Genomic DNA, 15272 nt, shown 5'->3' with positions numbered 1-15272 from the left:
ATGGCGCTGCCGCTTATCCGGTCTACAGACTGTACCGTTTTGTAGGCCGGATAAGGTGGTTACACCGCCATCCGGCAATACAACGGTATTATTCAAAACGAACGGGAAGAGTCTTTCCGTTCGACTCCCAGACGCCCTGGTAATGACCATCTATCAAATCGAGGGTGAAGGTTTCTTTTCTCACATCCTGCTCCGCAGTTGTTAGTTCGTAGTGCCGTTTGTCTGTCGCCGTACATTTTCCTGAAAGTGCAATGGGCGCGCCAAATTTCTCGTAGAAATACGCGCCACGAATATACTCACTCCCGCACGTTACGTTCAGGAGAATCCGCGTGTTTTTCCCCAACGTACCGTAAAGCAATTTACCGCTCAGTTCGGGTTCAGGTGATACGGGCTGCTGACCTTCAACCAACAGTAAGCGCCTGCCGTATGGCGTTAATGTGTCCTTGAGCTTTGAAACCGCAATACTGGTGGTGAAATCCCCCAGGTCATCAAGCGCCCGGCTGGCGTGGTTGCTGCAACGCCCGTTCAGGAAAACCAGTTTATTATCTTTAATTGAAAAGCGGTCTGTGTAATCGATCCCATCAATGGTAGAAACATAACATGTCGAATAAAATTCACCATAATCAACGACCTGATCTTCATCGATGCGCTGTTCTGCAACTGGTAATGCCTTTTGTTGCGCGACAAACGTTGCGATTCTGGTGCGAATATCCTGGCGGATTTGATCGTTTAATTGAGGAAGCGCGTCTGCTATAACCACATCGCTAATCGCTATTTTGGATCCGCTGGTTAAATCGAAACTCATCGGTGAATCATACGATTCGCAATAGGCACCGCATCCTTCGGCAAAAATATTGATCGTCAGAATGTCACCTTTGCGATACTCAACCGTATAATCCAGGTTTTCGGTACCATCCAGACCGGCTTTAACGAGTTGGTTGAGCGTGGCCTGCGGGTCTTTTCCTGGTAAGTGATTTAGTAGCGATGAGAACAAATAATCATTGATACGCTTCGCGATTGCTGGATTATCGGGAGAGGTAAACCACGGCAAACGGTACTGGATTTCGGTACTGTTAGGGTAGTGATATTCAATGCTTTTCGTCGTAAGCTGAGTCGCCGCTACCCCTGTGGAAAACAGCAAAAATGCGATGGCGCTAAGATATCCTTTCATATTTTTCCCTCTTATTGTCGGCCTAAGCATTACTCGTAGTAGTTATAAATTCCCGCCGCAATTACCAGCTGTGACGCCACTTCATGAGCCTTCTCGCGGCTTACCAGCAGATCAATGATTTTTAAACCAAAATCAATGGATGTTCCCGGACCCTGGCTGGTTAACAGGTTAACGCGCGGATCCCAGACGACACGCTTGTCTTGCCATTGTTCTGCGGGAATTTTGTCCTTCAACGCCGGGAAACCCGTCATATTTCCGATAGGGAAGATATCGTGCGGGACAAGTACGGTGGCGGCAGCGGCGCAAATTGCTGCGACAATACGCCCGGAGCGATGAAACTGCTTCACGGTTTCGACAAGCAAAGGGCTATCGCGAAAACACTCCGCGCCTTTAATACCGCCAGGCAATACGATGATGTCGAAATCGCCGTCAGCCACTTCGACCAACGGTGCGTCAGCCAGCAGTTTCACTCCGCGTGAGCACACAATCGTCAGGTCGCCATCGCTGGCGACGCTTGCTGTAGTGACCTTAATTCCGCCGCGAACCAGCAGATCGATAGTAGTGACCGCTTCGGTCTCTTCACTACCAGGGGCGAGACAAACCAGTGCTTGAGCGCTCATACTCACTTTCCTTTCTCTTTACCATTTCAAACAGGTGGGCATTTTCCGGGACGGCGATGCCGTGCGCGCGGGCGCGTTTTAACAGGTAACCGGTAATATAGTCGATCTCTGTATGGCGCATGGCACGAATATCCTGCAGCATTGATGAGATATTTTCCGCCGTACTATCAATGACTTGCTCGACATAATAGCGTAAATCATCCGCTGATGTGTGGTGGCCTTCGCGTTCAATAACTGCTGCTACTTCCTCACAGATTAGCGCTATTTTTTCCGGATGCTGACGCAGTTCGCCGTTTGGGCAGTCCCAGAGCCCCGTCAGGGGATTAATGACGCAGTTCACCGCCAGTTTGCGCCACAGTTCGGCACGAATATTATTGTGCCAGGCGACATCCGGTAGTACTTCTTGCAGTGTTTCAGCCAGATAGCTGAAATCACCGTCCTGCTCACGCGCCGGACCGATGCGCGTTGTGCCCTGAGCGACATGAATGATGACATTTCCGTCGCGACGTGCTGCGTGGGTGGTGGTGCCCATCAGCAGAGGCTGTTTAATGTTTTGCAGCTCTTCAATCGTCCCCATACCGTTGTGAATCAGCAAAATTGGGGTAGTTTCAGGCAGAATTGCGGCCAGACCTTTTACCGCATCGGAAACCTGCCAGGCTTTAAGTGTAACCAGCAACAGGTCGCTTTTTGCCAAAAAGTCGGGGTCGTTTGCCGTCAGGGATTCATTAAAAACCGATCCATCCGTGTCGATCAGGTTCACGCTGCAGTAGGGCTGTGGCACGCGTAGCCACCCTTGCACCTCATGTCCATGTTTGCACAGCGTGGTAAGCCACAGCTGTCCTAACGCTCCACATCCCAGTACGGTAATTTTCATTCTTCCTCCTCACCTGCAACAGCACCAGGTGTTAATCCATATCGGCCGTACCCCTTTATTGTTCGCAGGTATCAGTTCTGCGTACAATTAAAGGATACAGCCTAGTATAGCGCTGTCTGTTGAGTAACTTTGCAGGTATTATGCTTCGCATCAAAAATGAAGGGAGAGGAAAAGATGCCATCTTTCGATATTGTCTCTGAAGTTGATCTTCAGGAAGCCCGTAACGCGGTAGAAAACGCCAGCCGCGAAGTAGAGTCACGCTTTGATTTTCGTGGTGTTGAAGCGACTTTTGAGCTGAATGAGTCAAATAAGACGATTAAGGTGCTGAGCGAGTCAGATTTCCAGGTCAATCAACTGCTGGATATTTTACGTGCCAAGCTGCTGAAACGCGGGATTGAAGGCACGTCGCTGGACGTACCGGAAACCTTCGTGCACAGCGGTAAAACCTGGTTTGTGGAAGCGAAGCTGAAGCAGGGTATTGAAAGCGCGGTGCAAAAGAAAATCGTTAAGCTGATTAAAGACAGCAAGCTGAAAGTGCAGGCGCAGATTCAGGGCGAAGAAATCCGTGTAACCGGCAAGGCGCGTGACGACCTACAATCTGTTATGGCGCTGGTTCGTGGCGGCGACCTCGGCCAGCCGTTCCAGTTTAAGAACTTCCGCGATTAAGTCGTAATGCCCGCTTATCCGGCCTACAGGTAGCACACGCTATTTGTCGGCCGGATAAGACGTCGCCATCCTGCAATCTTCACGCCTGGCTGATGGCCTGCTCAACCTCAAATCGATTGGTCACTTTGCTGTCGATTTTTATGTAGGCCGAATGTTCTTGCGCCACAATTAACACTTCGCTTATCCCTTCTTTAGCCAGCAGACGCTGCTTCAGGGTGTCATCCGCGGCAATCTCCGGTGGGATTTCCACGCGCAGGCTGCTAACGTACGGCGGTTCTTTCATTGTGCTGGCCACCAACAACCACACTGCCGCCAGAAGCGCGCCGGCCAGGAATACCGCCTGCCCATCAAACATGTCGACAACCCAACCGCCCAGCGAACCGCCAATCGCCACGCCAAGAAACTGGCTGGTGGAGTAAACGCCCATCGCCGTACCTTTATAGCCAGCCGGAGACTCTTTACTGATAAGCGAGGGGAGGAGGGCTTCCATCAGGTTGAAGGCGAGGAAGAATATCTGCACGCCCGCAATCAGCCCCCAGAAACGAATGTTAGCGCTCCACAATACAATTTCGGCAACAAGAATCAGTAACACGCAGGCGAGGAACACGCGTTTCATCCGGCGTTTCACTTCGGCGTAAATGATGAACGGCACCACGGAAACGAAGGACAGCAGCATCGTCACCAGATAAATTTTCCAGTGTTCGGCGGCGGGGAAACCCGCTTTTGCCAACTGACCTGGCAAGGCGACGAAAGTGGACATCAGTAAAATGTGCAGACACATGATGCCGAAGTTGAGCTTCAGCAGTTTTGGCTCCGCCAGTACTTTGCTGAAGCTACCTTTTACCATGCCTGATTCGCGGTTCAGTACGTGGGTCGTGCTATTGGGAACGACCCAAATGGTCAGCACGATACCTGTGGTAGCAAGGCCCGCGATCATCCAGAACAGCGCGTGTAGCCCCAGCGCGTGGGTAACGATCGGCCCCAATACCATCGCAATGGCGAAGGTGATACCAAAGCTGACGCCGATAAACGCCATTGCTTTGGTTCGGTTTTGCTCGCGGGTTAAGTCGGACAATAGCGCCATTACGGCGGCGGCAATCGCGCCAGAGCCTTGCAGAGCTCGACCAAGAATAATTCCCCAGATTGAATCTGAGAGGGCGGCAATCACGCTGCCGAAAACGAATACCGCCAGTCCGCCGACAATAAGCGGCTTACGACCGATGCGGTCTGACAGCAGACCAAAGGGGATCTGGAAGATGGCTTGCGCCAGGCCATAAATACCGATAGCAAGTCCGATCAAGGCTTCGCTGGCACCCTGTAGCGCCATACCGTACGTGGTCAGAACCGGCAGGACCATAAACATGCCAAGCATGCGCAACGAAAATACGGTCCCTAAACCCCAGGTGGCGCGCAACTCACCGGGCGTCATTTTGTAATCGTTCATTCCCACCTCTGTATTAATTTCGCGCCTAGTGTAAAGCGGGGAAGGGGTGGGGTAAACCTCTACGATATGTGGAATTGTGTAGCGGTATTATTGAAATAATTACTTGTGTAACTAATTTACTTGCGATAATTACAGGTGTAGTGTTTTTGTGGTTGGTTCCAATGGAAAGAGGGAAAAGGAAATGGTATTTCGTGATAAATATGACCAATTGATTCAGGATGATGACTATATGCAATGGACATCATTCTAATGAGTATTCAAGACGATGTGTTAAAGCTTTTCAGGGAAGAAATACCCGGGTATTTGGATGAAAACTGGAAAGAGGTACCTTTAGAACTCGACTCAGAATTATTTGATGTCCCTGGTGATGACCTCCACAGTGCTCTGACTCGATATGAGAAAGAGTTCAAAGTCGATTTATCATGTGTGAACTGGAAACCGTATTATCCGTGGCACAATTTGCCACTCTTCACGAGATGGTTCAAAGCTAACCGGGAAGAAATCGAAGCAACACGCATACCGTTAACCGTAAGGATGTTTGCCGAGTCGGCTGAAGCGGGAAAATGGTTGTTTGAAATATGGACGGATAATAAACAGGAAGATGCCTGATGGGGTTACGTTTATCCGGCCTACAAGCCATGTGCTTTTTGTAGGCCGGATAAGGCGTCAGCCGCCATCCGGCATAGAAGATGTGACGATTAACTTACCAGACGTAAGTCAGTAGGTTCTGCGAGTTTGGCACCATAAAGTCGACGGACATCATCACGCTGAGCGCGGTAATGGCGATGATGGAGAAGCCGAACAGCTTGCGCGCCCAGACTCTGTCATCTTCCACTTTATAACCGCGCAGCGCCATGCCCAACCACCAGACGCTCACCGCCGCCGCAACAATCAGGTATTTATAACCTGCATAGCCGCCCAGGGTTAGCATCAGCGTGGCGATAGCAAATGCCACGATATACAGCGTGATATGGTTCTTCGCGACCGAAATGCCTTTTACCACTGGCAGTACAGGGATGTTGGCAGCCTGATAATCCTTGAAGCGGAAAATCGCAATCGCGTAAGAGTGCGGCATTTGCCACAGGCTGAAAATAGCCAGCAGAATCAGCGCACCGCTATCGAACTCACCGGTTACGGCGCAGTAGCCAATCACCGGCGGCGCAGCGCCGGAGAGTGAGCCAATCAGCGTACCGTAAACGGAATGGCGCTTCATATACAGGCTATAGACGCCCACGTATACCACGAAGCCCATCACCCCCAGCCAGCAGGCCAGAGGGTTGGCGCCAAACCACAGCAGCATAAAGCCAGCAATACCCAGCAAGGTGGCGTATACCAGCGAGACGGCAGGAGAAATCAGACCTTTAACCAGCACGCGGTTTTTGGTCCTCTCCATCTTCCTGTCGATATCCCTGTCGATATAGTTGTTAAATACACAACCCGACGCCACAACCAGTGACACCCCAACCAGCGTGTAGATAAACAGGGGGTAGTCGATGCTGCCTTTCGAGGCCAGCAGGAACCCCCCAATCACCGAGATCAGGTTGCCAAAGATGATGCCTGGTTTCGTAACTTGCAGGTATTGCTTAAACATCATAATCGCCGCTCTTAGTGCATCATCATGTTGTAGTTAAGGTTCCACATAATCCAGATGGAGCCCACAACCAGAATGGCGATGATTAGCACAGTAAAGACAAAGGCCGTCATGTTCCAACCTTCATCAGATTTGCTATTCATGTGCAGGAAGCACACCAGGTGCACCAGAATCTGTACCACGGCCATTGCCAGAATAGTTCCCAGAATGACGGCCGGAGAGGCAGAACCTGTCATCACCATCCAGAACGGAATGACCGTCAGGATGATCGACAGGATAAAACCTGTCATGTAGGTTTTTACGCTGCCATGGGATGCGCCGCCGCTCTCGTTAGAATGACTCATTACATCGCCCCCATCAGATAAACAACAGTGAACACACAGATCCACACCACATCCAGGAAGTGCCAGAACAGGCTCAGGCACATGATGCGGGTACGGTTAGTACTGGTCAGGCCGCGACGGGCAACTTGCACCATCAGCACCGCCATCCAGATAAGACCGGAGGTGACGTGCAGACCGTGCGTGCCGACCAGCGCGAAGAACGCAGACAGGAAGCCGCTGCGATCCGGGCCCATACCGTTAACAATCAGGTGATGGAATTCATAGAGTTCCATCCCGATGAATCCGGCACCGAACAAGAAAGTCAACGCCAGCCAGGAGATGACCTGGCTCTTGTTGTTCTTATACATGGCGATCGCCGCCATGCCGTAAGTAATGGAGCTAAATAACAGCAGGAATGTTTCAACCAGAACGAACGGCAGTTCAAAAATGTCCTTACCTGTCGGGCCACCCGCGGTGCCGTTCACCAGAACGGCATAGGTTGCAAACAGAATTGAGAACAGAATACAGTCGCTCATCAGGTAGACCCAGAATCCGAAGATCTTGGTCTGGCCTGCATCGTGGTGCCCGTGTTCGTGCGCGTGGGCAGTCGCGTGCGTTAAAGTATCAGTTGCCATTTTTCAGCCCTGCCTTAGTAATCTCATCGAAATGCTGGTTTTCCAGTTTTTCGACTTCCGGGACCGGCACGTAGTAATCCACGTCTTCATCAAAGCTTTTCACAATCCAGCTAATGATCATGCCTGCGAAGCTTGCAATCGCCAGCCACCAGATATGCCAGATCATGGCGAAACCAAACAGTGTTGCGAAGGCGGTAATGACGATACCGGCACCGCTGTTCTTCGGCATATGAATCTCTTCATAGTGCGTAGGCTGCTTGTACGCTTCACCTTTTTCTTTCATTTCCCAGAAGGCATCACGCTCGTGAACGTGCGGCACAACGGCAAAGTTATAGAATGGAGGCGGGGAAGAGGTTGCCCACTCCAGCGTACGACCACCCCATGGGTCACCGGTCAGGTCACGGTTCTGCTCGCGGTCGCGAATAGACACGTACATCTGAATGAACTGGCACAGGATACCCAGTGCAATCAGCGCGGCGCCACAGGCGGCAACAACCAGCATCGGATGGAACTGCGGGTCAATCTGCTGGCTGAGGCGACGGGTCATACCCATAAAGCCCAGCACGTACAGCGGCATAAATGCCACGAAGAAGCCGATGATCCAGAACCAGAATGCGCGTTTACCCCAGGTTTCGTTCAGCGTGAAGCCAAACGCTTTTGGCCACCAGTAGGTCATACCCGCGAAGCAACCAAATACCACGCCGCCGATGATAACGTTATGGAAGTGCGCAATCAGGAACAGGCTGTTGTGCAGTACGAAGTCCGCACCCGGAACTGCCAGCAGTACGCCGGTCATGCCGCCGACTGAGAAGGTGACGATAAAGCCAATCGTCCACAGCATTGCTGAGTGGAATACGATACGGCCCTGATACATGGTGAACAGCCAGTTGAAGATCTTCACCCCGGTCGGGATGGCGATAATCATGGTGGTAATACCGAAGAAGGCGTTTACGTTTGCGCCGGCACCCATGGTGAAGAAGTGGTGCAGCCAAACAATGAACGACAGAACGGTGATACACACGGTTGCCCACACCAGCGAGGTGTAACCAAACAGACGCTTACGCGAGAAGGTTGCTGCGACTTCGGAGAATACCCCGAATACTGGCAGGATCAGAATGTACACTTCCGGATGGCCCCAGGCCCAAATCAGGTTGATGTACATCATCATGTTGCCGCCCATATCGTTGGTAAAGAAATGGGTGCCCAGATAGCGATCCAGGGTCAGCAACGCGACGGTAACCGTCAGAATTGGGAACGAAGCGATAATCAGGATGTTAGCGCACAGAGATGCCCAGCTAAATACCGGCATCTTGAACATGGTCATTCCTGGCGCACGCATCTTAATGATGGTCACAAAGAAGTTGATACCGGTCAGGGTTGTACCAATACCGGACAACTGGACTGCCCATATCCAATAATCGACCCCGACGCTTGGACTGTACTCTATTCCCGAAAGAGGCGGATACGCCAGCCAACCGGTCTGCGCGAATTCACCGACGCCCAGAGACAGGTTAACCAGGATTACGCCAACAACGGTGAACCAGAAGCTCAGGTTGTTCAGGAACGGGAATGCAACGTCACGTGCGCCAATCTGTAGTGGAACCACCAGGTTCATCAGACCGATAACAAATGGCATTGCCACGAAGAAGATCATAATCACGCCGTGAGCCGTGAAGATCTGGTCGTAGTGGTGAGGTGGCAGGAAACCCGCTTCACCTGCAGAAGCCAGCGCTTGCTGACTACGCATCATGACGGCATCAGCAAAGCCACGAATCAACATCACGATTGCGACGATGACATACATGATGCCAAGGCGTTTGTGGTCAACCGAAGTTAGCCACTCTTTCCACAGGTAGGTCCACTTACCGAAGTAAGTGATAAGGCCGAGTAAGGCCGCACCACCGATGATAATGGCAGCGATCGTAACCATGACGATTGGTTCATGGAACGGAACTGCATCAAGTGTCAATTTTCCGAACATCGTATTCTTCTCAACCCCTTGAGTTGGCGGATTCCGCGTGGCTCATGTCCATGCCTTCCATACCTTCGTGTGCGCTGTGCTCACCTTCTGGTTGGGTCATGTCCATGCTCTTACCGTGAGCCATAAATTTGTTAATAACATCTTTAAACAAATCAGGTTTCACGTTGGAGAAGTATTCCACCTGGTTGTATTCGCTTGGCACAGCCACTTTTTCGAACGCAGCCATGTCGCTCATGGTGTTCGGAGACTGCTTAGCTTTAGCAACCCATTGGTCGAATTCGGCGCGGTCCTTTGTTGCAATAGCCTTGAATTTCATACCGGAGAAGCCTGGTCCACTATAGCTTGCGGAGATACCATCATAAGTACCGACTTCATTGGCGATCAGATGCAGTCGAGTCTGCATACCAGCCATGGCATAAATCTGGCTACCCAGACGCGGGATAAAGAAGGAGTTCATCACGGAGTTAGAGGTCACTTTGAAGTAAACCGGAGTGTTCGCCGGGAAAGCGATTTCATTCACGGTTGCAATGCCCTGTTCCGGATAGATGAAGAACCATTTCCAGTCCATGGAAACCACTTCAATGGTAATGGGCTTCTCGTCATGCGCCAGCGGTTTGCTTGGCTCAAGAGCGTGAGTGGTTTTCCAGGTCAGCACGGCAAGGAAAATGATGATTAAGATCGGCACCGTCCAGACCACAGCTTCCACTTTATTGGAGTGTGACCAGTTCGGGCTGTACTTCGCATCTTTATTGCTTGCACGATACTTCCAGGCAAAACCAACAGCCATCAAGATGGCAGGAATAACGACGATCAACATCAGGCCAAATGCCGTCAGTATCAATGACCGTTGTTCCAGTCCAATCTGTCCTTTAGGGTCAAGCAGCGCAGAATTACAGCCACTGAGCAACGCAGTGCCTGCAATTAATGACAACCATCCCAAACTTTTATTGTATTTCCTGAGTCTCATTTAACGACCTCAATTCCACGGGACCGGGTGGCGTTTAAAGTGTGAGGTCATTTTACGGGAAGGTTACATTACTGTAAACATCATTGGATCTGTGTTACCGGGTTCTGCCGAGCGTGTCACATATGTTGCAATATATGTCGGGTTGGCTTTAAGAACCTGTTGCAACATCACGTTATAACGAAAGCAGGCAGGTGAGGGACGTGCGGAGGGCAATTGGTATAACCAATACCAAAATAAAACAATTAATTAACAATTGATTATCAATAAAAAGACAATTACAGAACAAAAAATAAATTTTTCATGGCTGAATCGAGTAAGGAAAATAGCATGTATAAAAGGCGTCAATAATTTCCAAATTCTATGGCGCACAAAATAACAAATAATATTTTTTATCAGTTGTTGTTTATTTAGCCGTTATAATTACGCAGGGTGATTACAACGGCTAAATATGCTCGTCATACTTCAAGCTACGGGTGTGTTGGCTTTCCTCGCTCACCCCAGTCACTTACTTATGTAAGCTCCTGGGGATTTGCTGCGTCGCCGCCTTCCCGTAACTCGAATTATTTAGAGCATAAATATGCAACATCACGCCAGACGGGTTTTGCGCAATGCCAGATAATCCAGCAATCCGCCGAATACCACTCCGCAGACCGCGACCACAACCGAGATTTCAAGCAGTTCCGGCAGGAAGGAGAAGTTGGTGTAGTCCAGTGCGTTAAGGGTCAGCAACAATAGCCAAACTGCCAGCAAACAGCAGCCCGCGACCAGCGTCATTAATGCCAGACCGTACGCGCCACGAAATTCCGTGCGCGGAATAAAGCTTTCATTTTGCCAGCTATGTTCCAGCGTCTGGCGACAAACCAGCAGCAGGAGGAGTCCAGGCAGCGCGGCAAACACGGAGAACAGATAAAACGTGGGCCACCCGTGCGCTTCGACAAACCAACCCGCTACCGGACCTACGTACACACGGCCAACCGCTGAAAGCGCGGAGAGCAGGGCGAACTGGGTCGCTGAGAAGGACTTATTGCACAGCGTCATTAATAAGGCGACAAACGCCGCAGTGCCCATCCCGCCACACAGGTTCTCAAAGAAGACGGCGGCGGCCATACTGAACATGTGTTTGTCAGTGATGGACAGCAGCCAGTAACCTGCATTTGATGCCCCTTGCAGAATACCGAAAATCAATAATGCGCGGAACAGCGAGAGGCGCTGCATCAGGATCCCGCCGTACAGCGCGCCAACAATGGTTGCCAGCAGCCCCAGCGTTTTATTCACCACGCCGACTTCACCCGCATCAAACCCAACCCCGCGGATTAAAAAGGTGGTGGTCAGACTCATCGCGAAGGCATCACCGAGTTTATACAGCACGATGAGGAGCAGAATCAGCCAGGCGTTGTTGCGGCCAAAAAAGTCTCGCAGCGGAGCCGCAACCGCCTGTTCCAGCGATTTAGGCACCGGAATAGCATCTGTTGGTTCTGGCGCTAACAGGGTGGCGATGATGCAAGGGATCAGCAGCGCCGCCATCAGCCAATACATTCCCTGCCAGCCGAGCCAGCGGTCGGCCATCCACAGGGCCAGTCCGCCGGAAACCAGCATCCCTAAACGGTAACCCAGTACGCTGATTGCCGCACCTGCGCCACGCTCTTCGGTGGGCAATACGTCGGTTTTCCAGGCGTCAAAGACGATATCCTGCGATGCCGAACAAAACGCGATCACCACCGCCAGCGCGGCCATCCAGCGTAGCTGCGTACCCGGTTCCAGAAAGCCCATCGCGGCGATAGAAATCAATAACAGTAGCTGGGTCGCCAGTAGCCAACCGCGACGTCGGCCCAAAAACGGCGGCGTATAGCGGTCCATCAATGGAGACCAGAGGAACTTAAATACGTAGGCCTGGCCGACCAGAGAAAAGAAACCGATGGTTTTAAGATCGATATTTTCGACCGTCATCCACGCCTGGAGCGTACCGGATGTCAGTGCGAGCGGTAATCCGGAGGCGAACCCCAGAATGAGCAGGATAGCTGAACGTGGTTGCTGAAAAATACGTAAGTAATGACTGGACATGGGCTTCTATAGGCCCGACGAACGCCGGGCCATATGGGCAGAAATTAACGAGCGTTCTGCTTGATGAAATCGTGAACGCTGGTGTCCTGAGACATATCAGCGATGGTGTCGGTCAGGACGCTGTTAACGGCATCAGCAATATTTTTGTTGGAGGCCTGCAGCGCGCCTTCAACAGAGTAGCTTGCGCGGTAGTTTTTGGTCATCTTGTTACCGTTCGCCGCGGTCGCAATAATAGCGATGTCTGCTTTAGTGGCGATATTGTAACGCACGCTACCCTGAGACACGTCAGCATACAGCTGGCTAACAATGATTTGCAGGTTTACTGCGCCGTTCGGACCAATCATATAACCACGCGCGGTCATCTGTTTTTCCAGCACTTCTTGCAGCAGGAAACGCAGATCGCGGGAAGCGGTCAGGGTAACCAGCTGGTTGTCGCGGGTGACTTTTGCCAGCGCCTGATCCTGACGCTGGTCGGCGCCGTTGATACTCACGGTCACGCCCATCAGGCTCGGATCCTGCTGCGGCAGGGTAATTTTAGGGGAGACTTCAATGGTGGTAGGCGGCGTTGCGCATCCTGCCAACATAAACATCGCAACTAATGGGAAGAGGATTTTTTTAAACATGCCAGGGCTCTCAGCGAATCTAAATTGTGTGGTTAGAGAAAATTCCCGCCATCATAACATCGCCAACGATGAGGGGAAGTGGGTAACGCATGTAAATTCATTGTGTTGTCCTTTTTATGACTTTGTGGAGACCAGAAACGGACTTTTTGCAATAAACCAAAGAATGAAATGAGTGAACTTCATTCGTTTGGCTGAGAAAATCAGACAAGCGCTAATTTTTTGTTGCTAAGGTGTAATGAAAACGGTAAAAGCGGCTAGTATTTAAAGGGATGGGTGACATCTCAGCGTTGTCGGAGGAAAAATTTCATGATGATTCGTGAGCAAATAGAAGAAAAATTAAGGGCAGCGTTCCAACCCGTATTCCTCGAAGTTGTGGATGAAAGCTATCGTCACAATGTCCCGGCAGGTTCTGAAAGCCACTTTAAGGTTGTGCTGGTTAGCGATCGTTTTACAGGTGAACGTTTTCTTAATCGTCATCGGATGATTTACGGCACGTTAACGGCGGAACTCTCCACAACCGTACATGCGTTAGCCCTGCATACCTATACCATTAAGGAGTGGGAAGCGTTGCAGGACACGATCTTTGCGTCGCCCCCTTGTCGTGGAGCCGGGAGCATCGCGTAGAAAAACGGATTTGCAACAACCGATGTTTTTCCAGTATGTTGCTACAGAATATGTGAAAACGGCCTGCGGGCCGTTTTGTTTTGTCTGAATTCTGGGGGAGTCGTACAGTATTCAGACAAAAATTAGCCGGGAATTGTGAAAAAAGCCGCAGCAACGCGCGATAACCGTTCTCGACTCATAAAAGTGATGCCGCTATAATGCGCGTCTTATTTTTCGGAATGTCTTCGGGATGATTCTGACGACAGGGAATGTGATTGCTTATGAGAACATCCCAGTTCCGCGAAGCCAACAACCTGTGCTTGCGGAGAAGAGTTGACCGAGCACTGTGATTTTTTGAGGTAACAAGATGCAAGTTTCAGTTGAAACCACTCAAGGCCTTGGCCGCCGTGTAACGATTACTATCGCTGCTGACAGCATCGAGACCGCTGTGAAAAGCGAGCTGGTCAACGTAGCGAAGAAAGTGCGTATTGACGGTTTCCGCAAAGGAAAAGTACCGATGAATGTTGTTGCTCAGCGTTATGGCGCTTCCGTGCGTCAGGACGTGCTGGGCGACCTGATGAGCCGCAACTTCGTTGACGCGATCATCAAAGAAAAAATCAATCCGGCTGGCGCACCGAACTACGTTCCGGGGGAATACAAGCTGGGTGAAGATTTTACTTACGCGGTAGAGTTCGAAGTGTACCCGGAAGTTGAGCTGACTGGCCTGGAAGCAATCGAAGTTGAAAAACCGGTTGTTGAAGTCACCGACGCTGACGTTGATGTAATGCTGGACACTCTGCGTAAGCAGCAGGCTACCTGGAAAGATAAAGACGGCGCTGCTGATGCAGAAGACCGTGTAACCATCGACTTCACCGGTTCTGTAGACGGCGAAGAGTTCGAAGGCGGCAAAGCGTCTGACTTCGTACTGGCGATGGGCCAGGGTCGTATGATCCCAGGCTTTGAAGAAGGCGTTAAAGGCCACAAAGCTGGCGAAGAGTTCACTATCGACGTGACCTTCCCGGAAGAGTACCACGCTGAAAACCTGAAAGGTAAAGCCGCTAAGTTCGTTATCAACCTGAAGAAAGTTGAAGAACGCGAACTGCCGGAGCTGACTGAAGAATTCATCAAACGTTTCGGCGTGGAAGATGGTTCCGTAGCCGGTCTGCGTGCTGAAGTACGTAAAAACATGGAGCGCGAGCTGAAAGGCGCTGTGCGTAACCGCGTTAAGTCTCAGGCGATCGAAGGTCTGGTAAAAGCTAACGACATCGACGTACCGGCTGCTCTGATCGACAGCGAAATCGACGTTCTGCGTCGTCAGGCTGCGCAGCGTTTTGGCGGTAACGAGAAACAAGCTCTGGAACTGCCGCGTGAACTGTTCGAAGAACAGGCTAAGCGTCGCGTAGTTGTAGGCCTACTGCTGGGCGAAGTTATTCGCACCAACGAGCTGAAAGCTGACGAAGATCGCGTTAAAGGCCTGATCGAAGAGATGGCTTCTGCTTACGAAGATCCGAAAGAAGTTGTTGAGTTCTACAGCAAAAACAAAGAGCTGATGGACAACATGCGTAACGTCGCTCTGGAAGAACAAGCTGTTGAAGCCGTTCTGGCGAAAGCGAAAGTGACTGAAAAAGCCACTTCCTTCAACGAGCTGATGAACCAGCAGGCGTAATTCGTCGCTTTTGTAGCACGAATTTCGTACGCAAGCCCGTCACCTTT

Annotated in this window: 15 protein-coding genes; 4 read left to right on the top strand and 11 right to left on the bottom strand. The window is 51.0% G+C overall.

All coding sequences use genetic code 11. The features are described 5' to 3' along the window. Nucleotides 1-88: 88 nt before the first annotated feature. The 3 genes from OGV69_RS08895 to panE are packed head-to-tail and all read right to left on the bottom strand — an operon-like array spanning nucleotide 89 to nucleotide 2665. The gene (locus OGV69_RS08895) at nucleotides 89-1171 is read right to left on the bottom strand and encodes a hypothetical protein (protein WP_069323954.1); all 1083 of its coding nucleotides are present in this window, start codon (nucleotides 1169-1171) and stop codon (nucleotides 89-91) included. Between the two features lie 29 nt (nucleotides 1172-1200). Continuing rightward, complete coding sequence (gene yajL / locus OGV69_RS08890; RefSeq protein ID WP_069323955.1) at nucleotides 1201-1791, bottom strand: protein deglycase YajL; 591 nt, start codon at nucleotides 1789-1791, stop codon at nucleotides 1201-1203. Next, nucleotides 1754-2665 carry a 2-dehydropantoate 2-reductase gene (gene panE, locus OGV69_RS08885; protein WP_069323956.1) on the bottom strand — a complete coding sequence of 304 codons (912 nt, stop codon included), beginning with the start codon at nucleotides 2663-2665 and terminating at the stop codon, nucleotides 1754-1756. The genes yajL and panE overlap by 38 nt, the downstream gene beginning before the upstream one ends. A 174-nt stretch (nucleotides 2666-2839) precedes the next feature. Here panE and OGV69_RS08880 point away from each other — a divergent pair, with 174 nt between their 5' ends. Beyond that, the gene (locus tag OGV69_RS08880; RefSeq protein ID WP_038638234.1) at nucleotides 2840-3331 is read left to right on the top strand and encodes a YajQ family cyclic di-GMP-binding protein; all 492 of its coding nucleotides are present in this window, start codon (nucleotides 2840-2842) and stop codon (nucleotides 3329-3331) included. Between the two features lie 79 nt (nucleotides 3332-3410). On the opposite strand, the gene OGV69_RS08875 is transcribed toward OGV69_RS08880, so the two are convergent. Beyond that, nucleotides 3411-4775, bottom strand: coding sequence for an MFS transporter (locus OGV69_RS08875; RefSeq protein ID WP_038638246.1), 1365 nt, complete (start codon nucleotides 4773-4775; stop codon nucleotides 3411-3413). A gap of 234 nt (nucleotides 4776-5009) precedes the next feature. Here OGV69_RS08875 and OGV69_RS08870 point away from each other — a divergent pair, with 234 nt between their 5' ends. Further along, a complete protein-coding gene (locus tag OGV69_RS08870) occupies nucleotides 5010-5384 on the top strand; it encodes a DUF1493 family protein (RefSeq protein WP_069323957.1) in 375 nt (124 codons plus the stop codon). A gap of 94 nt (nucleotides 5385-5478) precedes the next feature. On the opposite strand, the gene cyoE is transcribed toward OGV69_RS08870, so the two are convergent. The 7 genes from cyoE to OGV69_RS08835 form a co-directional block, all read right to left on the bottom strand. Further along, nucleotides 5479-6369, bottom strand: a complete 891-nt coding sequence (cyoE, locus tag OGV69_RS08865; protein ID WP_003831005.1) for a heme o synthase — start codon at nucleotides 6367-6369, stop codon at nucleotides 5479-5481. Nucleotides 6370-6380: 11 nt separating this feature from the next. Next, the gene (locus OGV69_RS08860) at nucleotides 6381-6710 is read right to left on the bottom strand and encodes a cytochrome o ubiquinol oxidase subunit IV (protein ID WP_003831006.1); all 330 of its coding nucleotides are present in this window, start codon (nucleotides 6708-6710) and stop codon (nucleotides 6381-6383) included. Next, nucleotides 6710-7324, bottom strand: a complete 615-nt coding sequence (locus tag OGV69_RS08855) for a cytochrome o ubiquinol oxidase subunit III (protein WP_003831007.1) — start codon at nucleotides 7322-7324, stop codon at nucleotides 6710-6712. The genes OGV69_RS08860 and OGV69_RS08855 overlap by 1 nt, the downstream gene beginning before the upstream one ends. Beyond that, nucleotides 7314-9305, bottom strand: a complete 1992-nt coding sequence (gene cyoB, locus OGV69_RS08850) for a cytochrome o ubiquinol oxidase subunit I (RefSeq protein ID WP_038638255.1) — start codon at nucleotides 9303-9305, stop codon at nucleotides 7314-7316. Before cyoB ends, OGV69_RS08855 begins: the two co-directional genes overlap by 11 nt. A 10-nt stretch (nucleotides 9306-9315) precedes the next feature. Beyond that, a complete protein-coding gene (gene cyoA / locus OGV69_RS08845; protein WP_038638258.1) occupies nucleotides 9316-10272 on the bottom strand; it encodes a cytochrome o ubiquinol oxidase subunit II in 957 nt (318 codons plus the stop codon). Nucleotides 10273-10857: 585 nt separating this feature from the next. After that, nucleotides 10858-12333, bottom strand: coding sequence for a muropeptide MFS transporter AmpG (ampG, locus tag OGV69_RS08840; protein WP_069323958.1), 1476 nt, complete (start codon nucleotides 12331-12333; stop codon nucleotides 10858-10860). Nucleotides 12334-12377: 44 nt separating this feature from the next. Beyond that, nucleotides 12378-12956 (bottom strand): lipoprotein, encoded by a 579-nt coding sequence (locus OGV69_RS08835; protein ID WP_003021617.1) that lies wholly within the window; start codon nucleotides 12954-12956, stop codon nucleotides 12378-12380. Nucleotides 12957-13262: 306 nt separating this feature from the next. Here OGV69_RS08835 and bolA point away from each other — a divergent pair, with 306 nt between their 5' ends. Continuing rightward, nucleotides 13263-13580: a transcriptional regulator BolA gene (gene bolA / locus OGV69_RS08830; protein WP_038638264.1), complete on the top strand. Its 318-nt coding sequence runs from the start codon at nucleotides 13263-13265 to the stop codon at nucleotides 13578-13580. Nucleotides 13581-13926: 346 nt separating this feature from the next. After that, on the top strand, nucleotides 13927-15225 hold the full coding sequence (gene tig, locus OGV69_RS08825; protein WP_003021622.1) for a trigger factor: 1299 nt from the start codon (nucleotides 13927-13929) through the stop codon (nucleotides 15223-15225). Nucleotides 15226-15272: the final 47 nt, after the last annotated feature.

Source organism: Citrobacter sp. Cc139, from assembly GCF_030334645.1.
Classification (GTDB): Bacteria; Pseudomonadota; Gammaproteobacteria; order Enterobacterales; family Enterobacteriaceae; genus Citrobacter; species Citrobacter werkmanii.
This window is presented reverse-complemented; position numbering and strand designations above follow the sequence as displayed.